Origin of the sequence: Cyanobium gracile UHCC 0281, from assembly GCF_034931305.1 — a bacterium.
GTDB lineage: Bacteria > Cyanobacteriota > Cyanobacteriia > PCC-6307 > Cyanobiaceae > Cyanobium > Cyanobium gracile_A.
Genome location: NZ_JAYGHY010000002.1, coordinates 38,454 through 58,605 on the forward strand (window position 1 = coordinate 38,454; position 20,152 = coordinate 58,605).

The 20,152-nt window shown below is 65.6% G+C and carries 20 protein-coding genes and 1 tRNA gene; 4 read left to right on the plus strand and 17 right to left on the minus strand.

The window, feature by feature from the left end:
* Positions 1-35: 35 nt before the first annotated feature.
* From crtH to VB739_RS00895, 5 genes are read right to left on the minus strand one after another with little or no spacing between them, the layout of a single operon-like run.
* Entirely contained in the window at positions 36-1,622 is a 1,587-nt protein-coding gene (gene crtH / locus VB739_RS00875) for a carotenoid isomerase (protein WP_323355264.1), read from the minus strand.
* 32 nt (positions 1,623-1,654) lie between these two features.
* The gene (locus tag VB739_RS00880; RefSeq protein WP_323355265.1) at positions 1,655-3,649 is read right to left on the minus strand and encodes an amylosucrase; all 1,995 of its coding nucleotides are present in this window, start codon (positions 3,647-3,649) and stop codon (positions 1,655-1,657) included.
* A 22-nt stretch (positions 3,650-3,671) separates the two neighbouring features.
* Positions 3,672-5,063: an FADH(2)-oxidizing methylenetetrahydrofolate--tRNA-(uracil(54)-C(5))-methyltransferase TrmFO gene (trmFO, locus tag VB739_RS00885; protein WP_323355266.1), complete on the minus strand. Its 1,392-nt coding sequence runs from the start codon at positions 5,061-5,063 to the stop codon at positions 3,672-3,674.
* Entirely contained in the window at positions 5,063-5,185 is a 123-nt protein-coding gene (locus VB739_RS00890) for a photosystem II protein Y (protein WP_015108528.1), read from the minus strand. Before VB739_RS00890 ends, trmFO begins: the two co-directional genes overlap by 1 nt.
* A gap of 30 nt (positions 5,186-5,215) precedes the next feature.
* The gene (locus VB739_RS00895) at positions 5,216-5,731 is read right to left on the minus strand and encodes a gamma carbonic anhydrase family protein (RefSeq protein ID WP_323355267.1); all 516 of its coding nucleotides are present in this window, start codon (positions 5,729-5,731) and stop codon (positions 5,216-5,218) included.
* Positions 5,732-5,789: 58 nt separating this feature from the next.
* On the opposite strand from VB739_RS00895, the gene VB739_RS00900 reads away from it, so the two are divergent.
* A tRNA-Lys gene (locus VB739_RS00900) sits at positions 5,790-5,861 on the plus strand.
* 87 nt (positions 5,862-5,948) lie between these two features.
* Here the strand turns inward: VB739_RS00900 and VB739_RS00905 are convergent.
* The 12 genes from VB739_RS00905 to VB739_RS00960 form a co-directional block, all read right to left on the minus strand.
* Positions 5,949-6,344, minus strand: a complete 396-nt coding sequence (locus tag VB739_RS00905; RefSeq protein ID WP_323355268.1) for a type II toxin-antitoxin system RelE/ParE family toxin — start codon at positions 6,342-6,344, stop codon at positions 5,949-5,951.
* Entirely contained in the window at positions 6,235-6,591 is a 357-nt protein-coding gene (locus VB739_RS00910) for a hypothetical protein (protein ID WP_323355269.1), read from the minus strand. The genes VB739_RS00905 and VB739_RS00910 overlap by 110 nt, the downstream gene beginning before the upstream one ends.
* A gap of 357 nt (positions 6,592-6,948) precedes the next feature.
* Positions 6,949-7,284 carry a hypothetical protein gene (locus tag VB739_RS00915; RefSeq protein ID WP_323355270.1) on the minus strand — a complete coding sequence of 112 codons (336 nt, stop codon included), beginning with the start codon at positions 7,282-7,284 and terminating at the stop codon, positions 6,949-6,951.
* A gap of 1,550 nt (positions 7,285-8,834) precedes the next feature.
* Complete coding sequence (locus VB739_RS00920) at positions 8,835-9,524, minus strand: response regulator transcription factor (RefSeq protein ID WP_323355271.1); 690 nt, start codon at positions 9,522-9,524, stop codon at positions 8,835-8,837.
* A 51-nt stretch (positions 9,525-9,575) separates the two neighbouring features.
* The gene (locus tag VB739_RS00925; protein WP_323355272.1) at positions 9,576-11,156 is read right to left on the minus strand and encodes an iron uptake porin; all 1,581 of its coding nucleotides are present in this window, start codon (positions 11,154-11,156) and stop codon (positions 9,576-9,578) included.
* Between the two features lie 11 nt (positions 11,157-11,167).
* Entirely contained in the window at positions 11,168-12,013 is an 846-nt protein-coding gene (locus tag VB739_RS00930; protein ID WP_323355273.1) for a hypothetical protein, read from the minus strand.
* A 104-nt stretch (positions 12,014-12,117) separates the two neighbouring features.
* Positions 12,118-13,098 carry a multicopper oxidase domain-containing protein gene (locus VB739_RS00935; protein WP_323355274.1) on the minus strand — a complete coding sequence of 327 codons (981 nt, stop codon included), beginning with the start codon at positions 13,096-13,098 and terminating at the stop codon, positions 12,118-12,120.
* 126 nt (positions 13,099-13,224) lie between these two features.
* The gene (locus tag VB739_RS00940; protein WP_323355275.1) at positions 13,225-13,959 is read right to left on the minus strand and encodes a DUF305 domain-containing protein; all 735 of its coding nucleotides are present in this window, start codon (positions 13,957-13,959) and stop codon (positions 13,225-13,227) included.
* A 112-nt stretch (positions 13,960-14,071) separates the two neighbouring features.
* The gene (locus VB739_RS00945; protein WP_323355276.1) at positions 14,072-14,464 is read right to left on the minus strand and encodes a DUF302 domain-containing protein; all 393 of its coding nucleotides are present in this window, start codon (positions 14,462-14,464) and stop codon (positions 14,072-14,074) included.
* Positions 14,465-14,519: 55 nt separating this feature from the next.
* Positions 14,520-15,044 (minus strand): DUF305 domain-containing protein, encoded by a 525-nt coding sequence (locus tag VB739_RS00950; protein WP_323355277.1) that lies wholly within the window; start codon positions 15,042-15,044, stop codon positions 14,520-14,522.
* 289 nt (positions 15,045-15,333) lie between these two features.
* Positions 15,334-15,762, minus strand: coding sequence for a heavy metal-responsive transcriptional regulator (locus tag VB739_RS00955; protein ID WP_323355278.1), 429 nt, complete (start codon positions 15,760-15,762; stop codon positions 15,334-15,336).
* 311 nt (positions 15,763-16,073) lie between these two features.
* Positions 16,074-16,364 carry a CsbD family protein gene (locus tag VB739_RS00960; RefSeq protein ID WP_323355279.1) on the minus strand — a complete coding sequence of 97 codons (291 nt, stop codon included), beginning with the start codon at positions 16,362-16,364 and terminating at the stop codon, positions 16,074-16,076.
* 195 nt (positions 16,365-16,559) lie between these two features.
* On the opposite strand from VB739_RS00960, the gene VB739_RS00965 reads away from it, so the two are divergent.
* The 3 genes from VB739_RS00965 (at position 16,560) to VB739_RS00975 (ending at position 20,149) form a co-directional block, all read left to right on the plus strand.
* The gene (locus VB739_RS00965) at positions 16,560-18,386 is read left to right on the plus strand and encodes an alpha-amylase family glycosyl hydrolase (RefSeq protein WP_323355280.1); all 1,827 of its coding nucleotides are present in this window, start codon (positions 16,560-16,562) and stop codon (positions 18,384-18,386) included.
* A 27-nt stretch (positions 18,387-18,413) separates the two neighbouring features.
* On the plus strand, positions 18,414-19,292 hold the full coding sequence (locus VB739_RS00970; protein WP_323355281.1) for a transglutaminase family protein: 879 nt from the start codon (positions 18,414-18,416) through the stop codon (positions 19,290-19,292).
* Positions 19,293-19,420: 128 nt separating this feature from the next.
* Positions 19,421-20,149 (plus strand): N-formylglutamate amidohydrolase, encoded by a 729-nt coding sequence (locus tag VB739_RS00975; protein ID WP_323355282.1) that lies wholly within the window; start codon positions 19,421-19,423, stop codon positions 20,147-20,149.
* Positions 20,150-20,152 lie beyond the last annotated feature (3 nt).

Below are 20,152 nucleotides of genomic sequence, written 5' to 3' on the forward strand. Positions count from 1 at the left end.
AGGCAGGGTCGGTCGCCCCCCGTGGGTGGTGGTGCTCAGGCCGGCAGGTTCCAGGGATTCAGGCCCAGGTCGGCGCCGATGCGGTGGGCGCAGGCGAAGCCGCTGAAGGCCACCGCGTTGAGGCCCTGGCCGGGGAAGCAGGAATCCCCTACGCAGTACAGATCCGGTATGGCGGTGCGGTTGAAGGGCATCGGCAGCAGGCCGGGCAGCCGCAGGGCCGGCACCGGCCCGTAGCTGCCGCCATGGCGGCCCAGGAAGCGGCGGTGGCTGCGGGGGGTGCCGATCTCCCGGTGGGTGATCGCCCCCTCCAGACCCGGCAGGATGGCTTCCAGCCGGCGGATCAGCCGGGCGGCGGCGGCCTCCTTGGCGGCCCGGTAGGCCGCCGGGGCCAGCCCCTGCCAGGCGCCCATCTCCGAGGGGGTGAAGGTGTGCACGATGTGGTGGCCGGCCGGGGCCAGGGAGGGATCGAGCAGGGTGGGAATGGACACGAAGATCACGCCCTGCTCCGCCTCCATGTCCTGCCAGCGCTCCAGCAGCAGGTGGTGGACATGGCTGCCGGGGGGGATCGCCTCCGCCCGCACCCCCAGGTGCAGGGAGAGGAAGGAGGAAGAGGGCCGGTAGCGCCGCCGCCAGGTGCGCTCGGCCGCCGGGGTATGGGCCTCATCCACCAGGGAGCCGAAGGTGTCCCAGCGGGTGGCGTTGCTCACCACCCGGCGGGCGCGGATCTCCTCCCCGCCCGCCAGCCGCACGCCCACGGCCCGGGCCTGGGTTCCCTCGCCCTCCAGCAGCACCTTCACCACCCGGGCCCGGTAGCGGATCATGCCCCCGTGATTGCGCAGGCCCGCCACCAGCTTCTCGGCGATCACCCCCACCCCGCCGCGGGGGTAGTTGATGCCGCCGGCATGGCGATCGGAGAACACCATGCCGGCGTTGATCATCGGGGTGCGATCGGCCGGCATCACGGACCAGCAGAAGCACTCCATGTCGATGAACTTCAGCAGGGCCGGATCGCTGATGTGGGCGCGGGCCACGGCTCCCACATTCACCGGCAGCCAACGGGCCAGCCCGAGACAGGCCAGGGGCGCTTTGAAGAACACCTTGGCCAGGTAGGCGGGATCCTCCAGCGACAGCAGGGGCATCGCATCGAGGCAGCGGAACACCTGCCAGCAGGTGTCGTAGAAGCGGCGGATGCCGGTGGCCTCATGGGGGAACAGGGCGATCAGATCGGCCAGGAAGCGCTCGTAGTCGCGATCCACCGCCACCTCAAGCCCGCCGGGCAGGTGGTAGGCGAGCTGGGCGGGGTCGGGAATCGTGTCGCAGTGCTCGCCCACGTCGGCCAGGGCGCGGGTGAGCAGGTTGGTGTGGCCCTTCTCGCCGAAGCCGAAGATCATCGAGGCGCCCACATCGAAGGTGTAGCCCGCCCGGCGGAAGCTGCCGCCGCTGCCGCCAGGAATCAGGTAGCGCTCCAGCACCAGCACCTTCGCCCCCTTGGCCGCCAGCTGACTGGCGGTGACCAGCCCGCCGATGCCCGAGCCGATCACGACGGCGTCCCAGGGCCGGCGATCGTCGGCGGCAAGGGGGGAGGCGTTGGGCGAACTGGCCGTGACGGTCACTGGAACCATGCAGACGGGGAAGGCCCGACCCTAGGGACCTCTCAGCCGCAGCAGGCTTCCGCCGGCCCTGCGTCCTCGACGCTCGTCAGCCACATCACCTCATAGGTCGCCAGTCGCAGGGTGCCCTGATCGATCGGCACCGGCCGGCCGGGGGTCAGCAGGTTCACCACCTCTCCGTTCAGTCCCCCCCAGCGGGTCATTTCCGCCGCGATGGCCTGCGCGCCGCTGGTGAAGTTGGCGAACACCAGCACGGTTCCCTCGGGCCGCTTGCGGCTGTACCCGAGCACGTGCTCGTTGCCGGTCCAGAGCGGCTGCAGCAGGGAGAAGCCATGCAGGAGCGTGGTGGCCTTGCGGGTGCGGATCTGATGGCTGAGGCCCTGGAAGATCCGGCCTTCCACCGTGCGGCGGTCGTGGCGTCGCAGGGCCCTGTCCCAGTCCATCCTCGGCCGGTTCAGCCAGCGGCTGTCGGCGGCTCGCAGGGGATCCTCCAGAAAGGAGGTGTCGTTGAGCAGACCCAGTTCGTCGCCCATGTGCAGCAGGGGAATGCCTCCGGCGCCGAGGATCAGGCCATGCAGCAGCAGGATTCTGGCGATGGCCAGGTCGATGGCGCCATCGTCTCCCTGCTCGAGGGCCAGCTCCAGACCCGCCAGGGAGGCGGTGGAGCCAGTGACGCGGGCGTCGCCGGTGTGGGGATTGATCTGGAACAGGGCGCCGCGGGCGAAGGAGCCCGCAAAGCGACCGCTGTAGAAGTCGTTGAGGAAGCGCCGGTGCAGGTAGGGCGTCTCCCCCACGGCCTGCAGATCCTCATCGGTCATCGCCCAGCCGATGTCGTCGTGGTTGCGCAGGTAGTTGATCGGGGCGCAGCCGATCAGCAGCTGGGGCGACCGATGCATCACGTAGGTGAACAGGGTGGTGCGGCCCGTCGCCAGGGCGCTCCAGAGCTGCACCATCCGCTGGTTGTTGTAGGCCAGCTCGCACTGCTTGCCCACGGTCGATTTGACCCCCAGGTAGCGGACCAGGGCATCGGGGGGAACGATGGCTTCCGCCTTGAAGATCACTCCGGGGGCCACGATCCGCATGCTCGCCCGGAAGGCCTGGATCAGCTGGAAGACCTCCGGTTGGTTCTGGCAGTTGGTGCCCATCCGTTTCCACAGGAAAGGAGCGGCATCCAGCCGCAGCACATCCACGCCGAGATTGGCGAGGAAGAACATCAGCTCGACGATCTCGAGGAACACCTCGGGATTGGTGTAGTTCAGGTCCCACTGGAACGTGTTGAACGTGGTCCACACCCAGCGCCCTTCCCCCCCCATGCCGGGAACCCAGGTGAAATTCCCCGGCGCTTCCTCTGGGAAGATCTCCGGCAGTGTGCGCTCGTATTCATCTGGCAGGAGCCGATCGGGGAAGGTGTGGAAATAGTTGAGATAGCGCTCCTCTCCGGCCTGGGCCTGCAGCGCCCAGGCGTGTTCGCGCGCCACGTGGTTGAGCACCAGATCGAGGCAGAGGGAGATGCCGCGCCCACGCAGGTCGTCGGCCAGGGCGATCAAGTCGACGAGGGTGCCCAGATCGGGGCGCACCTTGCGGTAGTCCTTCACCGCGTAGCCGCCGTCGTTGGCTCCTGGGCGCGGCTCCTGCAGGGGCATCAGGTGGAGATAGGTGACACCGAGCTCCTCCAGATAGGGGAGCTTGTCACGCACACCCAGGAGCGTTTCAGCGAACAGATCGCTATAGCAGGCGTAACCCACCATGTGGCTGCGCTGGAACCACTGGGGCGTGAACTGGCGCTCCAGATCCAGCAGTTTCAAGGCAACGGGCCGTTGGCTGTAGGCCTCTACCATCCGTCCGAACAGCGCCCCGAAACAGACCAGTGCATCCTCCCGTTCGCCGTAGATGGCCGTGAGGGAATAGTAGAGATCGTCGAAATAGCGCTCGAAGCGCAACCAGAAGACGTCGATGTCGCGGGGATCGAGCCGGCCTTCGAGCCGATGGCTTTCCACCTCCTTCACATGTTCGAAGGCCTCCCGGACCTCCGGAGCCATGCAGAAGATGTTGTGCATGGCCTCAGCCCGCCGCCACAACGGCGCAGCGCGTGTCAGCCCGTCGCAGGGCTTCCCAGGCGGCCAGGTCCGCCAGGGCCCTGTCGCGGTAGGCGCCGTACCGCTGGCGTTTGTCCCTGATCCTCTCGGGGAGGTCCTGCATCAGACCGAAGCTGGGGGGCATGGGCTGGAAGCCCCCCTTGCGGGCGCTGTGGCTGCGTTCCGCATCCGAGATGAAAGCGATCAGGGCGCCGGCCATGGTGGTGGCCGGCAGGCTCAGGGGCGCCAGGCCCCGCACCAGGCGGACGGCGTTGGTGCCGGCCAGCCAGCCACCGGCCACTGCGGCCGCGTAGCCCTCGGTGCCGGTGATCTGGCCGGCGGCCAGCAGGGTGGGCCGCTGGCGGAACTGCAGGGTGGGCTGCAGCAGTTCCGGGGAGTCGAGGAAGGTGTTGCGGTGCATCACCCCGAAGCGCACGAAGGAGGCGTTCTCCAGGCCGGGGATCATCCGCAGCACCCGCTGCTGTTCGCCCCACTTGAGATTGGTCTGGAAGCCGACCAGGTTCCAGAGGCGGCCGTCGCGGTCTTCCTGGCGCAGCTGCACCACCGCATGGGCCCGTTTGGCGCGGCGCACGTCGCGGTCGTGCAGGTCGCCCCAGCGCGGATCCCAGAGGCCGATCGGCTTGAGCGGCCCGTAGCGCATGGTGTCCTCGCCGCGGCGAGCCAGCTCCTCGATCGGCAGACAACCTTCAAAGAAGGTGGCGCTCTCCTGCTCGAAATCCTTCAGCTCCGCTTTCTCGGCCTCCAGCAGGGCCGTGCGGAAGGCGAGGTACTGCTCCCGGTCCATGGGGCAGTTGATGTAGTCGGCGTCGCCCTTGTCGTAGCGGCTGGCCCGGAAAGCCACCGAAAGATCGATCCCCTCCCCCTCCACGATCGGGCTCGCCGCATCGAAGAAGTGGCAGGACTCCCGCCCGGTGAAGCGCAGCAGGTCGTCGGCGAGGGCGGCTCCGGTGAGGGGGCCGGTGGCCAGCACGGCGATCTCGTCCGGGTCCGGCAGCGCCAGCTGCTCACGGCGCTCCACCGTCACCAGGGGATGGGCTTCAACAGCGGCGGTGAGGGCGGCGCTGTAGCGGCCCCGATCGACGGCCAGGGCACCTCCGGCGGGCACGGCATGGGCATCAGCGGTGCGGATCACCAGCGATCCCAGACGCCGCAACTCCTCCTGCAGCAGGCCGGCGGCCCGGTCGGGGGAGAGGGCGCCGAAGCTGTTGCTGCAGACCAGCTCGGCGAAATCGCCGCTGTGGTGGGCCGGGGAGGGGCGCACGGGCCGCATCTCCACCAGCCGCACCGGAATCTCGGCTTCGGCGATCTGCCAGGCGGCTTCGGTGCCGGCCAGACCGGCACCGATGACGACGACCATCAGGCGCGGGCGCGCTTGAGCATCAGTTGCAGCTGACCCACGGCGGCGCGGCCGATGTTGAAGGCGGCCCAACCCACGGCCAGGAGGATCGGAGCAGCGACGAGCAGCAGCCGGAGGTCCATGGCGGGGGAGGGAAAAACGTTGGCGGGATCCTAACGGAGTCCAGCGTGAACCTCCGCCAGCTGGCGGTAACGGCGGGCGTGCTGGCGCTGGGCCTCGATCGCGGCGGCATCCAGCTGGCGTTTCACCACCGCCGGAGCCCCCATCACCAGGGCGCCGGCGGGCACATCGCGGGTGACCACCGAGCCGGCCGCCACCAGGGCCCCGGCCCCCACCGTGACGCCGTTGAGCACGATCGCGCCGATGCCGATCAGGCAGCCATCTTCCAGCGTGGCGCCATGGACCACGGCCCGGTGGCCGATGGTGACGTCGGCGCCGATCGTCACGGGCTGACCGGGGTCCCCGTGCAGCACGGCGCCGTCCTGCACGTTGCTGCCTTCCCCCACAACGATCGTGCAAACATCCCCCCGGGCCACGACGGTGGGCCAGAGGCTGGCCCCCGCCGCCAGCTCCACATCGCCGATCACCACCGCCGAGGGGGCCACCCAGGCGGCGGCGTCGATGCGGGGAGCGTCCCAGTGGCTGGGCCAGGCGTCGGGGCTGGTCATGGCTGGAGGCTGGCGGGCTTGGAGAGGGTCGCCGTCGGGTGATAGCTTCCCCTGCGACGGGTCGCTAGCTCAGCGGTAGAGCATTCGGCTTTTAACCGACTGGTCCTGAGTTCGAATCTCAGGCGACCCATCCCTTTCCCTGAACAGCCAGACGGAACGGTCAGCTTCGCGTGGATTCGTAGCTTCGTCACAAGGCGATCGGTGGGCGAAATCGCTGCTACTTGATCGTCGCCCTGATGTAGCACCGGTGCGGGTAAGGACGTCGGCGCCAGAGATCGACCTCGCTGCGATGTCTGACCACAAGCACGACAAGGCGGTCAGCCCGGATCAGACAGACCACCCGGTAGTCACCAACCCGGTAGCGCCATAAGCCAGGCAGGTTGGCTGTCAGGGCCTTCTCTCTCTGGCGTGGATCCTCGGTCTCGATCAGCAGGCGGTTCAAGTACCGCAACAGGCCCTGAGCGGTCGAGCGATCCAGCGTCTTGAGTTGGCGCCTGGCCGTGTCAGAGATCCGAAGCGTCCAGGCCAAGCTCTGCAACCACCTCGTCGAGGCTGTATGTACGTTCCTGGCCCAAGCGAATCCGTTCCACTGCGGCTGAGCCGAGGTAGGCATCCTCCAGGTCGTCCATGCCCTGCTCGATCAGCTGCCGCAGATAGAAGGCCTTGGTGCGCCGCGTTTTGGAGGCGAGTCGATCCAGCCGCGCCTCAGTCGCAAGGCCCAGACGAACGGACATGGCCATGTCGTCACATGAATGGACGAATTCACCTGAGCCCTTGCCAGAAGGTGGCGGACCCGTTCCAGGCGCCAGGCCGATCAACCCCTGTTGTTTGCCGTCCAAGGCAAAACGGGGAATGAGCAACGACGGGCGGTGACTGGGGCAAGGATTTCCGGGGGCGGTCAGCAGGCAGCCAGCCTCCCTCCGGCAACCGGCGAACCCCTCAGTCGCCTTCCACTCCGGAGTAATCCCGAGTGGCGCGCCGCGCGTTCTGCTCTATCAGATCGGCCGATTCCTCCCTCAGTTCAGACATTCGCTGCCGACCCAATGGCATCACTACCCGCTGTGCGAATACCAAATGCTGTAACTTTTCAAGGGTTTCTGTCTTCCAATCACCGGCTCAAGATGGAAATTTATAATCGACTAAAGTATAGGGACATCGTTGCATGGGCAGACGGCACAAGGGAGCCTGAGAGCATCGTTGCGGGCGATTTGCGGCAGCTAGCCTGCGTCAAGCGTAGTAGTCCAAATGTTGGTGGGGCTTAAAAACTGACCTAGATCGCTCAACTTCGTGCCAGCATTGCTAGCAGCGAGAAGCGCTGCTACGTCGCCGCCGGTTGCTCGGTAGGCGTCCATGACCTGGACAGTCTTTCTCAAAAGATCTGCCACGTCGCCGCCGGTTGCCCGGTAGGCATCAATCGTACGAATCATCCTCTCAAGCAATTCCGCCACATTCTCAACAGTGGCGGGGAGCTCGTTGGCGGCATTGATCTCTACGAGCAGCAATTCAGCTAATGCGATGAACCGGCGACTTTTGGTGTCCATGGCGTAGCCCATGCGCGAGCCAACTCCAGCATCCAAAGGACAAGCTAAAGATACACAGCGCCTAAATGAATAAGCATGATGCAGATATGCAGCGCCTGATTACAGGCTCAGTTGAGGAGGAGCAAAGGGCGATCCGGCTATGGGGTCGTTTGCAAAGCAGAGCGATCCGTGTCACCTTCTTGAACCATGCGGCCTCCAGCTGGCAAACGGTCTAGGCGGCACCTGTGACGGCTCCCGGGGGTCTCTGTTGCTGCCAGGGCGGGGCGCGTCGTCATCCTTGACCGGGCGAGCAGGGCGCTGCCGGCGAGCATCCCAGTCGGCGATCAGCAGGCGGCCAGCGTCACCCCGTCAACCGGCAAACCCCTCAATCACGTTCCACTGTGGGCATGTCCCAGATGGCGCCTTGCGCGATCTGCGCCTTCAGGTCAGACAGTTGCCTCCTCAGCACAGAGACTCGCTTCCGACGTAACTGCAGCTCCGCTCGCTGTGCAGACAGCAAATCCTGTAAGTCCTGGAGGCTTCGCATTTTCAGGCTAACAGCTGAAAGCAACGATGAATTGGCCAAGGATAGGGGCCTCCTCGACGGCACGCATAAGCCGCCCACCAGGACAGGCCAAAGCAACATGAAGCAGCTATCGACTGGCCTGCATGGCAGACCAGAGCACGTCTGGGAGAGCCAGGAAGGTGGCCTGCCGAGTGATCAGGCCGGCGCGATACCGATCTACGTCAGCGGCGGTGTTGGCTGGTAGATCCAGCGCCCGCAGGTCACCATTCGACACCTCTAGATCTTGGAGGCAGAGCATCCCATCTTTGGAATGGTAGCGGACGAAGACGTCGTCGGCGGCTGGCGTGATGTCCTCTGGGATTGGAGGGGGATCCATCGCCGGGGAAGGGTAGGACAGCAAAAGAATTGCGATCTAGATTGCTACAGTGATCATTGACGCAGCGCGACAAACTTCGCACGGTTGAGCAATAGGAGAGATGGCGGCCAGCGCCTCCAGAAAGGTGACATCAAGGGCAACCGCGACGTGTTGATGGGTCGGTTTGAGGTCCGCCCGGAACGGCTTGGGTTGATCGTGGGCAGGTCAGCCGCTGCGGCCGCGATCGGGAACGGCTCACAGGTGGGGCAGGGACTCCGGCCGTGGTCGTCGCAGGGGCAAGGCGAGCTGAATATCCGCCACGGCCGAATCCTTGCCCACCGGGTATCGATGTGCAACAGGTTGCTGGGCCCGCCGAATGGGTCGCAGCGGCAGCTGGCATCCCCCCGGGGTGAAGAACCGCCGCCTCCGCTCCGGCCTGGCCGGTTGACCAGGAGCCACTGCCTCATTTCGGAACCTTCAGGCAGGAGACCTGGACCCTGGGCAGATCGATGGGGTGGGGGAGTGAATGTCCCACTGGAAGATCCCACGCTCCCAAACGAGCCCAGTTGCAGCAGACGAACAGCACGTAGTCCAGAGGCCTTTTCACTGACAGGTCCGGAGTTCACATCTCAGGCGACCCATTGTTTCCCTGAACAGCATCCCTGAAGAGCCCGATGACGCGTCGGCTCTCGTGGAGCTCGCTCAACCCAGCTGCACCATCCCGCAGCGGACCCCCTTGAGGACCGCCTGCAGACGGTTGTTGACGCCCAGGGTCTGGAGCAGCCGCTTGGTGTAGGTGCGGGCCGTGGCATCACTCACCACCAGCTTCTGGGCGATGTCCCGGTCGCTGAGGCCGCTGGCCAGAAGGTCCAGCACTTCGTATTCCCGCGGGGTCAGCCGCGGACAGCTGAGATAGGGAAGCTTGCCCGAGCGCAGCGAAGGGCTGCGGTAGGAGTGATGGCCCATCACCGCGATCACGGCGGCCTGCAGGGGCCGCTGGTCGTCGACGATGTCGGCCTCCGCCACCACGGCCTCCAGCCAGGGGGCGTGCTCGTATTCCGCCGGGATCACATCGCCGAGGGCCAGCATCACCACCTTGAGGTCGGGGTACAGCGCCTTGGCCTTGCGGGTCAGTTCGAAGCCGTTGCCGCTTTCCAGATGGTCGGTGCAGAGCAGCAGGTCGTAGGGATCCTGCTGCAAATAGTCGAGGCAGCCCTGCTCCTGGGTGATCGCGCAGCCGATCAGGCTGCGGTCACTGATGCTCTCGCAGAGGGCCCGCAGCAGGAAGCGGCCTTTCATGGCGATCGCCACCTTCCTTCCGGCGGCCACCGAGAGCAGCACCTCATCAAAGGTGTTCCCCTCCAGGCTGCCCAGGAATGGGGTGAGATCCATGGTGGCCGGGCCATCCAGGTCCCCACCATCATCCGACCCCGCGGGGCTTGATCAGAAGCGGAAGCTGGTCTTCACCAGTCCGCCCAGTTGGCGGAACGCCGAACCTGGCGTGGTGTCCTGGCCGAGGGGCCGGCTGAAATAGAACAGCGCCGGGGTGACACTGATGTGGTCGGTGACCTGCAGCTTGTACCACCACTCCCAGGCGACGTTGCCGTCCTGGGGGGTCTGGCCGTCCGCCAGAGCCGTGGCGAACACGGGCTGACCCACCGCCATGCCGAGGGCGTTGCCCTTGATGAAAGCGTCGTCCCACTGCAGGCCCACCATCCAGGACTGGCTGGTGCGCAGCGCGCCAGGAGCCTGGGCGGTGTCGTAGCTGCTGCCGTTGATGCCCCAGCCGACACTGATCGATGGCATCCAGCCGGACTCGGCGGGTTGCCAGTAGCCGCTGAGGCCGAAGGCATCGGTGCGGCTGTTGGGGTTGGCCTCATAGGTGAGGCCGGTGAAGGGGGTGGTGCCCGGCACCCCTACGCCCGACTGGATCCGGGAGTAGATCGCCGCCAGACCCCACTGCTCCTTGGCGTAGCCGATCTGCACCGTGCCGGTGCCGGCGGAGGACTTCGTGCCGATGCCGCCGATGCTGGGATCCCCCACGTCCCCATTGGCAGCCACATAGTTGGCGCTGATGCTCAGCCCACCCTGCTGCCACCAAAGGCCGGCCCCCGGCCCGAGATTCTTGTTGTACGCCGCCGGGGCTCCGTTGAGGCTGAACAGGTTGAGGATGGTGTCGGAGGGGTAGGCGCTCGGCCAGAGGGCGAGCATGTCCTCCTGGCCCACCCGGCCGCCGACGGTGGCGGTGAACTGGCTGCCGATCGGGAACTGGTAGAAGAGCTTGTCGATCGCCACCACGTCGCCGCAGTCGACGCCGGTGCCGCAGTCCTCCTGGAACGCCACCTCCAGGGTGGAAAGGGAGCCGGTGGGGCCGGCACCGCCGAAGGCGGAATCGGCGAAATTGCCCGCCCGCAGGATCGTGCGCAACAGATCCTTGCCGCTGAAGCTGGTGTCGAAGCTCAGTTGGATGTCGTAGCTGAAGGTGGTGGCCCCCACCGCGGCCCGGGCGGCGTCGACGGCGGGGGTGTCGCTGCCCGAAAACGCATTGGCACCGATGACGAAGGTGGCCAGGCCGCTCAGCTTGGTGGTGGTGGAGAACTGGGTGGCCTCCAGCTCACCCACCTTGGCCTCGAGGCCATCCACCCGGCCGCGCAGCACGGCGAGCTCCTTTTCGAACTCGGCCATCAGGCGCTTGAGCTCGTCGGTCACCTCGGTGATGCGGTCGAGGCAGGCGTTCAGCAGGGCCGCCGCTTCATAGCGGGTCATGGCCTGGCCGCCCTTGACGGTGCCGTTCGGGTAGCCGGCGACGCAGCCGTAGCGCTCGATCAGGTTGGAGAGCGCCTGGAAGGCCCAGTCGGTGGGCCTCACATCGGAGAACTGGTTGATGCTGGTGACCTGCTCCTGTCTCTGCCCCGCCGCTGATCTGGCGTAGCGGTTGATGGCGTCGAGATTGAGCTCTGCGGCCGTGGCGCCCCCGGGACCCAGCGCGGCGATGAGCAGGAAGGGTTGTACTGGGTGAGGCATGGCGGGGCGGGTCACAACTGGCTGGCGAGAATGGTAACCGTTCTCGCATCCATCACCGGTCTGGACGGTGGCTTCAGGCTGGGCCAGGCCTTGCTCAGGGCTGTCAATCGCCTCTGGATCGGCACCAGCAGTGCCATCGCTTCGGGCCCGGTGCCAGGGCCGAGGGAAGCCGTCAGCAACTCCCCGGCGTAGAGCACAAAACCACGGGAATCCTGGTATTCGATCGTTTCCACGATGGCTCCGTCGGCCATCGAGGCGTCGTATTCACTGGCGGCCACCTTGACGATCTCTCGCACCACCGCCGCGGTGGTGGTGGGATCCCGGCGCACAGTCTCCGGGACCCCCAGCATCGCCGCGTCGATGGCCGCGACGGCCGATTGGTAGGCCTTGCGTGTTTCGGACGACCCTGGAGAGGCCTGGATCAGTTCCAGCAGCGCCGTGAGGCTCTCCTTGAACGGTTTCACCCGGCGCCGCTCCAGGTCCGGTTCCACGGACCCGTACAGCTCCTCCACCGGATGGCCGATGTGTTTCTCCGCCTGGGCAACATTGCCCTCCTGCATCAGCTCCACGGCCACGATCAGATGTCCCCGCATCTGGCCGAGCACGGCGAGATAGGCGGTGTCGGAGGCGGCGATCTCCTGGGAGCCTTCGCCGCCCTCTCCCCCTTCTCCGCCCTCCGAAGAGGCGGCCGCGGGGATGGGGCCCCCATGGCCGCCGTGCTGGGCCACCAGGTGGGTTGGCGCGGCCTGATGGGTGCCGGTGGCTGCCATGGCGGCGTCAGCCGGCAGGGCACCGATCGCGGTGGTGGCCGCCCCCAGGGCGAGAAACAGCTCGATGCTGCGCAGCGGTGTGGGCATCTGGTGCCGTCGGAGTCCGCTGATCCTGCTTGGGATGTCCGCCAGGCGCCGTCCAGGGACGACAGCCCCACGTCACCAATGGCACAGGCGCGGTTGCTGCTCGCTCAAACCGCCAGCACCTCGAACAGACCCATGCAACCTTTCTCGGCGATCTGGTCCTGGTGGGGGTGGAACATGTAGCGCCCCGGGAACGGATAGCGAAACTCGAGGATCTGGCGTTCCGCCACGCCCAGGGTGACGACGTCGCTGCGTTCGCGGAACTCTCCGCTGGCGCCCTGACGCAGGATCTCGAAACTGTTGGCGTGGATGTGAAAGGTCAGCGGCGCTTCTAGCTCCACCATGTTGAGCAGGTAGAGCCGCACCAGCTGGTTCTGGCGGATCGCGATCGGGTGCTCCATGAAGTGGTGGGGGATGCCGTTGAAGGCGTAGAGATCGTTGTGGCCAGTGTTCTGAAGGTCGTAGCCGCCCATCACCAGCACCAGTTCGTCGGCGGCGGGACGCGGCTGAAGCGGATCCACGATCAGCAGGCCGAACAGGCCCTTGCCCACATGGCGTGTCACCGGAGCCACATGGCAGTGGTAGGGATACAGACCGGCGGCTCCCGCTTCGAAGTCGTAGATCGTCGTCTTGTTGAACAGAACCGGCTGGATTCCATCCATGGCGGCCGGATGAATCCCATGAAAGTGGAGGCTGTGGGAGGTGCTGTCCCCGTTGTGGAAGATCACCCGGATTCGCTCCCCCGCCCGGGCCCGCAGGTTCGGCCCTGGAATCGAGCCGTCCAGGGTCCAGGCCTTGAAGCGGGTGGCGCGCCGCAGCGGCACGGTGAGGCTGCGGGCCTGCACCTCAAACACCCGTATGGGGACACCGTTCTCCCGGATCACGGTGCCGTGGTTAAAGGCGCGCAGGCCCGCTGTGGGGTCGAAGGGCAGGGCCATCCCATCGACGTCGGATCGACCGCGGGCCATGGCCCCGGCCATGGAACTGGCCAGGGCTCCGACGCCCAGACCCGCTCCGGCCAGTGCCAGGAGCCGGCGACGGCTCCAGCGGGCGGGACACTCACGATCGCTCACGGGTTTTGGCGCCATGGCCCTGCCGGCTCGGCTTCTGCAGCAGGAGGTGGATCTTCCAGTGAGTCATGGCAGCAGCTCGCCGCCGGTTCATCGGTGACAGGGCGGCGTAGCCAATGGCACGACGACGCCCGGATTCCTGGATCAAAGAACAAACAGGGCGTCGTAGCGGTGGTAGTCAGGCTTGCGTAGCCCTTCGGTTGCCAGCATCCGCCGCAGTTCGATGATCTCGGCGCGCTGGGCCACGATCACCTGGCGGGCGAAGCGCCGGATCGTGGGATTGGTGCTCTTGGCCAGGGCGTCATGGGCCATGATCAGCGCCCCGCCGTGGTGATGGAGCATCCCCTCCAGAAACCAGACGACTCGGTTGTCCCGCGTGGGTGCGTCGCCCACCATCCGCATGCCATCGATCTGGGCCTGGCTCATGCGGGTCAGGCCGCCAAGGCTGCCGGGATCGCCTCCTTCGGCCAAGGCCACGGGGTAGACGGGCGCCTGGGGAAACCAGGCCTTGCGCCACAGTCCCATGGCCCGGATCTCGTTGGCCTGATCGCGCCAGATCGTCTTGCCGAGGGCCCCCACGCTGGGCGCGCCGATGTCGAAGACGAATTCACTCATCCGCAGGGCGCCGGTGTGGTGCTGCACCATCCCGTCGATGAAGCGCAGGTCGTAGGTGGCACCGGCCGGTCCCACGTCATGGGCGTGGCCGGCGTGCGCAGGGGGCGCTCCGCTCGGGATGGTTTTGCCGGGGATGACCTGATGATCCCCGTGGTCCATGCCGCTGTGGTCCATGCCGCCGTGGTCCTGCGCCAGGGTCGGGGCCGCCAGCGACAGGGCGCCAACGAGCCCGAGCAAACGGGTCACGAACGTGAAGGACGTCATGGCGGCTGGACAGGACGCCCCACCGTATGGTCTCCTCCTGGCTGGAGAGTCAAGGGGCTCGCCGGTCTTCGCTGATGCGGCCCGGGCCAGGCGACCGGGTGGCACGGAGTGGCTAAGCCGCCGCGGCCTCGATGATCGCCGTGGTGGAGGCCTCCACCGCGCGGGCCACCTCCCCCAGGGAAGGATCGGCCGAGAGGCTGGCGAGCATCGCCCCGGGGCGGATCATGCCGATGCGGGTCTGGCCGGCTTCGGTAAAAACCGAGATCCTGCAGGGCAGGGCCATGTTGAGCGCCATCGTGGTGTGGAGCACCGCAGCGGCCTGCTCGGGGTTGCACACCTCGAAGATGCGGCACTGCTCCAGAAACGTCAGGCCCTTGCTGCGCAGGGTGTTGCCCAGATCATGAACGGCCAGAACGCCGAAGCCATGGTTCATCACCGCCTCCTGGAGGGCGGTACTGGCCGCCTCGAAGGATTTCGAGGTGTCGACAATGCAGAAGGGATCCATGGCTGGCGTTGGGTCAGATTGGCGTTGGGCCTGACGGCGCGGGACTGGATGGACGTCAGGGCGTTCCGTACCAGCTGCGGTACCACTGGGCCATCTGCTCGATCTCCCGGCTCTGGGCCTCCACCATCCCCTGCTGCATCGTTCGCAGTTGCGGATGCTGGCTGTTGGTCTGGGCCATCGAGGCCATCATCACGCCCATGCGGTGATGGGGAATCATCTGCTCGATGAAGGCCCGATCGAAATCGGCTGCCTCGTTCAGCCAGCCGAGATCGGTGCCCATCATTCCCATGCCCCCTCCTCGGCCCATCATCATTCCGCCGTTGCCGCCCATCCAGCCACCCCAGCCGGAATAAGCCCCACGGCCATAGCTTCCACCCCAGGCAGGAACATCGGCACCGAACCACTGCCGGTACCAGGACCGCATCTGGGCGTTCTCCTGGGTCTGGCTGGCCTTGATGCTGCGGGCCAGGGCCTTGATCTCCGGCCGGCGGGCACGGGTCAGGGCCAGATCGGCCATGGCGATCGCCCCTTCGTGGTGGGGAATCATCATCACGATGAAGCGCTGGTCGTTCGGCCCCATCCGTCCCGTCCCGTCCCAGCCCATGCCTGCTGCAGGGCCCTGGGCTCCGTGCCAGCCAAAGGCCTGGGAGAAACAGGGGCTGGCCACCGCCAATGCCAGCAGGCACGCCCCACCGCCCGCGAGCAGCAGGCCACGACCCGTTCTTGGCCCCCGATCGTGAAGATCAGCCACAGATCCAGCCCCCATTGAACGTTGGTCTCTCTCCAACCTGATGAGGGCCCATGGGTCAGGCGAGGTGTCGGAGCATTCCTTCACGCGGCGGTGAGGCCAGGAGGAAGGGTGGGATCCATCACACCCGCAGATTGGGGCAGATCACATCCCCTTCCTTGGCCGGATCGCTCTGCCAGCCCGCCAGCAAGCCCTGCAGTTCCTGCCTGAGCTGCCCCAGCTCCTCAATCTGGGCATCGATCCGCTCGATCTGCCGCTCCAGCTGGATCTGGATGTCACCGCAGGGAAGATCCCCGGCGTCGTGCACCGCCAGACAGCCCTGGATCTCCTCCAGGCTGAGCCCGAGGGTCTTGAGCCGGCGGATGAACTCGAGGCGCCGCAGGCTCTCTTCCGCAAACAGCCGGTAGCCGCCCTCGCTGCGACCGATGGCCGGCAGCAGACCCAGATCCTCGTAATAGCGGAGGGTCTTGACGGGCAAGCCGCTGCGCCCAGCCAGCACACCGATCTTCATGCCGGTCTTCATGCCGGTCTTGATGCCGACGGCCGCCATGGGCATGAGCTTCCACTCGCACGTTGACCTTAACGGCGGCGAAGGTTGCCGGCGTCCACGCTGGCAGCACCCGGCTCGATGATGGCCTTGGTGGTGGATTCGACCTCTTGCGCCACCGCCACCACGTCAGGATCCGGGCCTGACGGCCTTCCGTGAAGACGGAGATCCGACACAGAAGCGCCATGGTCAACGTCATGCACTGCCAAGACGCCCGAAATCCTGGCCCACGATGACCTTCTGCAGGTCCGTACTCGCCAGTTCCAATGGAGGGAATCTGCGGCGAGTCTCCGGTCGGCCCGTCCCGGTCAGACCTATCCGTCAGCCAGTTTCGCGGCAGCATCGCTGACCTTCTGGGCCACAGCCTTCGCTCCATCCTTCAGATCTTCAGCCGCGTTCATGGCGGAGGCCTGAACCTGTTTGGCCTTGCCCTTGATTTGGTGACCGGTGTCGCCGGTCAGCTCACCCAGGGCCGATTCAAGTTTGCCCTCCGCATCCTTGGCGGCGGCGTCAGCTTTGTTGGACATGGTTCTGGTGGCGAGGGGACTGTGCAGCGCTGGGCTCCTGAGTGCCAAGATCTTGGCTGCCAAAAGGTTGTCATCCATCGGCTGCTGCCGTTTCAACCTAGGGATGGCCGAACGACCTGCGTGTGAAGGCTTGGGCGGAATCCAAGGTGAAGGCGGGCCAGACCTGGATCGGAATGGCCCAGCTGCCATCTTCTGCATCAACTTGCATCAATCCGGCAGCAGATCTGCCTCTGTTTTGGCATCCGTTTCAACGTTTCCGAGCGGTCGACGCGAATGGAAATCCCTGTGAAAGAGTGGTTTCAGCAGCGTGGAACCATGGCGAAGCCGCTGATCACTGCCGGCATGGGATCGGTGCCTTCTCCAGACGGAGTCACGTTCCGGGTCTGGGCTCCCCATGCCGAGCATGTCTCCGTCATCGGTTCCTTCAACAACTGGGATGGTGCCGCCCATCCGATGGATTCCGAACCGCGTGGCTTCTGGTCCATCTGCGTGGAGGGCGCCAGCATCGGCGACCACTACAAGTATCAGCTCGCTACGCCGTGGGGGGTGATCAATCGGATTGATCCCTATGCCCGTGAGGTCACAAACTCGGTTGGCAACGCCATCATCCACAATCCCGACTTTGACTGGGAGCATGATGATTTCTCCATGCAAAGCTGGAATGAGCTCGTGATCTACGAGTTGCATGTCGGCACCTTCAATGATCACGATCTCAAGCAGCCAGGACGATTCAACTCCATCACGACGCGACTGGATCACCTGAAACGCCTGGGCATCAACGCCATTCAGGTCATGCCTGTCGGCCAATTTGCCGGCCAGCGCTCCTGGGGCTACAACCCATCCCATATCTTTGCCGTCGATACCGACTATGGCGGTTCCCTGGGCTTCAAGCGGTTCATCAAGCGAGCTCATCAGGTTGGTATTGGCGTGATACTGGATGTTGTTTTCAATCACTTCGGCCCCAGCGATCTAGACCTCTGGCGATTTGATGGCTGGTCGGAGAATGACAAGGGAGGAATCTATTTCTATAATGATGATCGTGCCCAGACGCCCTGGGGGCAGACGCGGCCCGACTATGGCCGAGGGGAGGTGCGCCAGTACATCCTGGATAACGTCAGGATGTGGCTTGAGGAGTATCACCTCGATGGACTTCGATTCGACAGCACGGGTTATATTCGCAACATCGGAGATGCTGGAACTGAGGAGATTCCCGATGGCTGGAGTATCCTTCAGGCCATCAATGAAACCGTGGCCCGACATTACCCTGGGCGGATCACCATCGCTGAAGATCTGCGCAGCAATGACTGGTTGACCAAGGACGTCGGAGCCGGTGGTGCTGGATTTGGATCCCAGTGGGATCCCCACTTTGTCCAACCGATCCGTCAGGCCGTGATCGCCACCAGGGATGAAGACCGGGCCCTGGGGGCCGTTCGGGAGGCGATTCTCTATCGCTACAACGACGACGCCTTCGAGCGTGTGATCTATAGCGAATCCCACGACGACGTGGCCAATGGGCAGTCCCGGATTCCCCAGGATGTCAATCAGGCGGATCCCACGGGCTGGTATGCCCAGAAGCGTTCCACACTGGCGGCCGCCATGGTGTTCACAGCGCCCGGCATTCCGATGCTGTTTCAGGGACAGGAGTTTCTTGAGGGTGGCTGGTTCCGTGACACGGTTCCCGTGGATTGGGATCAGCGCCAGGAGTTTCGCGGCATCGTGCGGCTCTACCGGGATCTGATCCACTTGCGGCTGGATCGGGAGGGCCGCTCCCGTGGGCTTTGCGGCCAGTTCACCCAGGTGTTTCATGTCGATACCGATCGAAGCGTGCTGGCCTTTCACCGCTGGGACCGGGGAGGGCCCGGAGATGATGTGGTGGTGATCGCCAATTTGTCTCACCAGCCCCAGGAGAACTACGTCGTGGGCTTTCCTGCGTCGGAGGCATGGAATCTTCGCTTCAACAGTGATTGGCATGGCTACAGTGAGTGCTTTGACGGCTACCCAAGCGCTGATGTTGCGGCTGTTTCAGGTGAGTGGGATGGGTTCCCCTATCACGGCTCTTTCGGTGTGGGTCCGTACAGCGTTCTGATCTATTCCCAGTGATCTTCCTTTCCTTTTCATGGCGAGCCGATGCGACGCTTCAACATCCATCACCTCACCACCTACACCTACAGCGCCCCGGTTCGTCTCGGCACCCATACGCTGCGTCTCCGCCCCCGGGAGGGCCATGATCTACGCATTGAATCGTCCACGCTCTCCATCCGCCCGGCAGCGAAGTTACGCTGGCACCGTGATGTGGAGGGCAATTGTCTTGCCATGGCATCGTTTCGTGATGCCGCTGACAGATTGCTGATCGAAAGCCAATTGATCATCCAGCAGTATGACCGTGTTCCGTTGGACTTCGTTGTGGATGAAGAGGCTGTGTCCTATCCCTTTCACTATTCTTCCAGGGATCTGCCTTTGCTGGCGGCCTATCTGACGGAAACGGACCCACAACCATGTCCGCTTTTGCTGCACTGGATGGCAACAGTCTGGCAGCCGGGCGAGCGCATTCAGAGCTACACGTTGTTGAAGCGGCTGAATCTGGCGGCCCACCAGCGCGTCTCCTACCGCAAGCGCGATGAGCCTGGCGTCCAGACCTCCGCTGCGACGCTTCAAGGTGGCTGGGGGTCCTGCCGTGACATCGCCGTGCTGTTCATGGAGGCGGCCCGGTGTTTCGGATTCGCGGCCCGTTTCGTCAGTGGATACAGCTTCACGGCGCTGCCACCGGAGCAAGCCGGCAGCACGCACGCCTGGGCGGAGGTCTTTCTGCCCGGGGCTGGCTGGAAGGGGTTCGATCCCACCCATGGTGTCATCGTCGGCGACACCCACATCCCCGTCGCGGTGGCCCGACGGCCCGAGTCGGTGCCCCCCATCGCCGGCACCTTCGGTGGAGCGTCCCTGCTGTCGATGCAGGTGGGCGTCTGGATCACCGAGCTCCAGGGCGTCACTACCAAGCTTGCCCCCTGACTGTGACGCGGCCGTGCTTGCCTGCCTGACCCCTTCCGATCCAGGCTGCAACAGTGCCCCTAGAACCTCTACTTGGGCCCGCTGATCCGGCCGTCTTCCGGATCGTCTGCCCCAGCGGGCGCTCCGCCGTGCTGCTCACGGCCGACCATGCCGGCCGCGCCATTCCCCGTCGCCTGGACGGCCTGGGCCTGAGCGAGCAGGTGCTCGACACGCATGTGGCCTGGGACCTGGGCGTGGCTGGGCTGGCCCTGGGGTTGTCGGCGCGGCTCGACGCCTTCCTGATCCTGCACAACTATTCGCGGCTCGTGGTCGACGCCAACCGGCCGACGCAGGCGCCCGATTCGATCGTCAGCCACAGCGAGGCCGCCGCCATCGCCGCCAATGCCCATCTCGCCCCGGCGGAGCGGCAGCAGCGGCTGGATGCGCTCTTCCACCCCTACCACCGACGCATCGCCGCCGAGCTGGAGGCCCGGCGCGGGCGCGGCCAGCCGAGCGTGCTGGTGACGCTGCACAGCTTCACGCCGGTCCTCGGCAGTGATGTGCGCCCCTGGCATGTGGGGGTCCTGTACGGCCGCGATGACCGTCTGGCCCGGCGGATCCGCCAGGGGCTGGAGGTTGAGGACGGCTTGCTGGTGGGGGACAACGAGCCCTACGCCGTCAGTGACGCCAGCGACTACACGCTGGTGGTGCACGGCGAGCGGCGCCGGATTCCCCACGTGGAGCTGGAGATCCGCCAGGATCTGCTGGCCACCGAGGCCGCCCGGCAGGAGTGGGCGCAGCGCCTCGCCGGTGTGCTGGAGGGAGCCCTGGCGGAGGGATTCCCTCCGTCCCCGGCTCGTCCACGCTCTTTAGGGTGATGC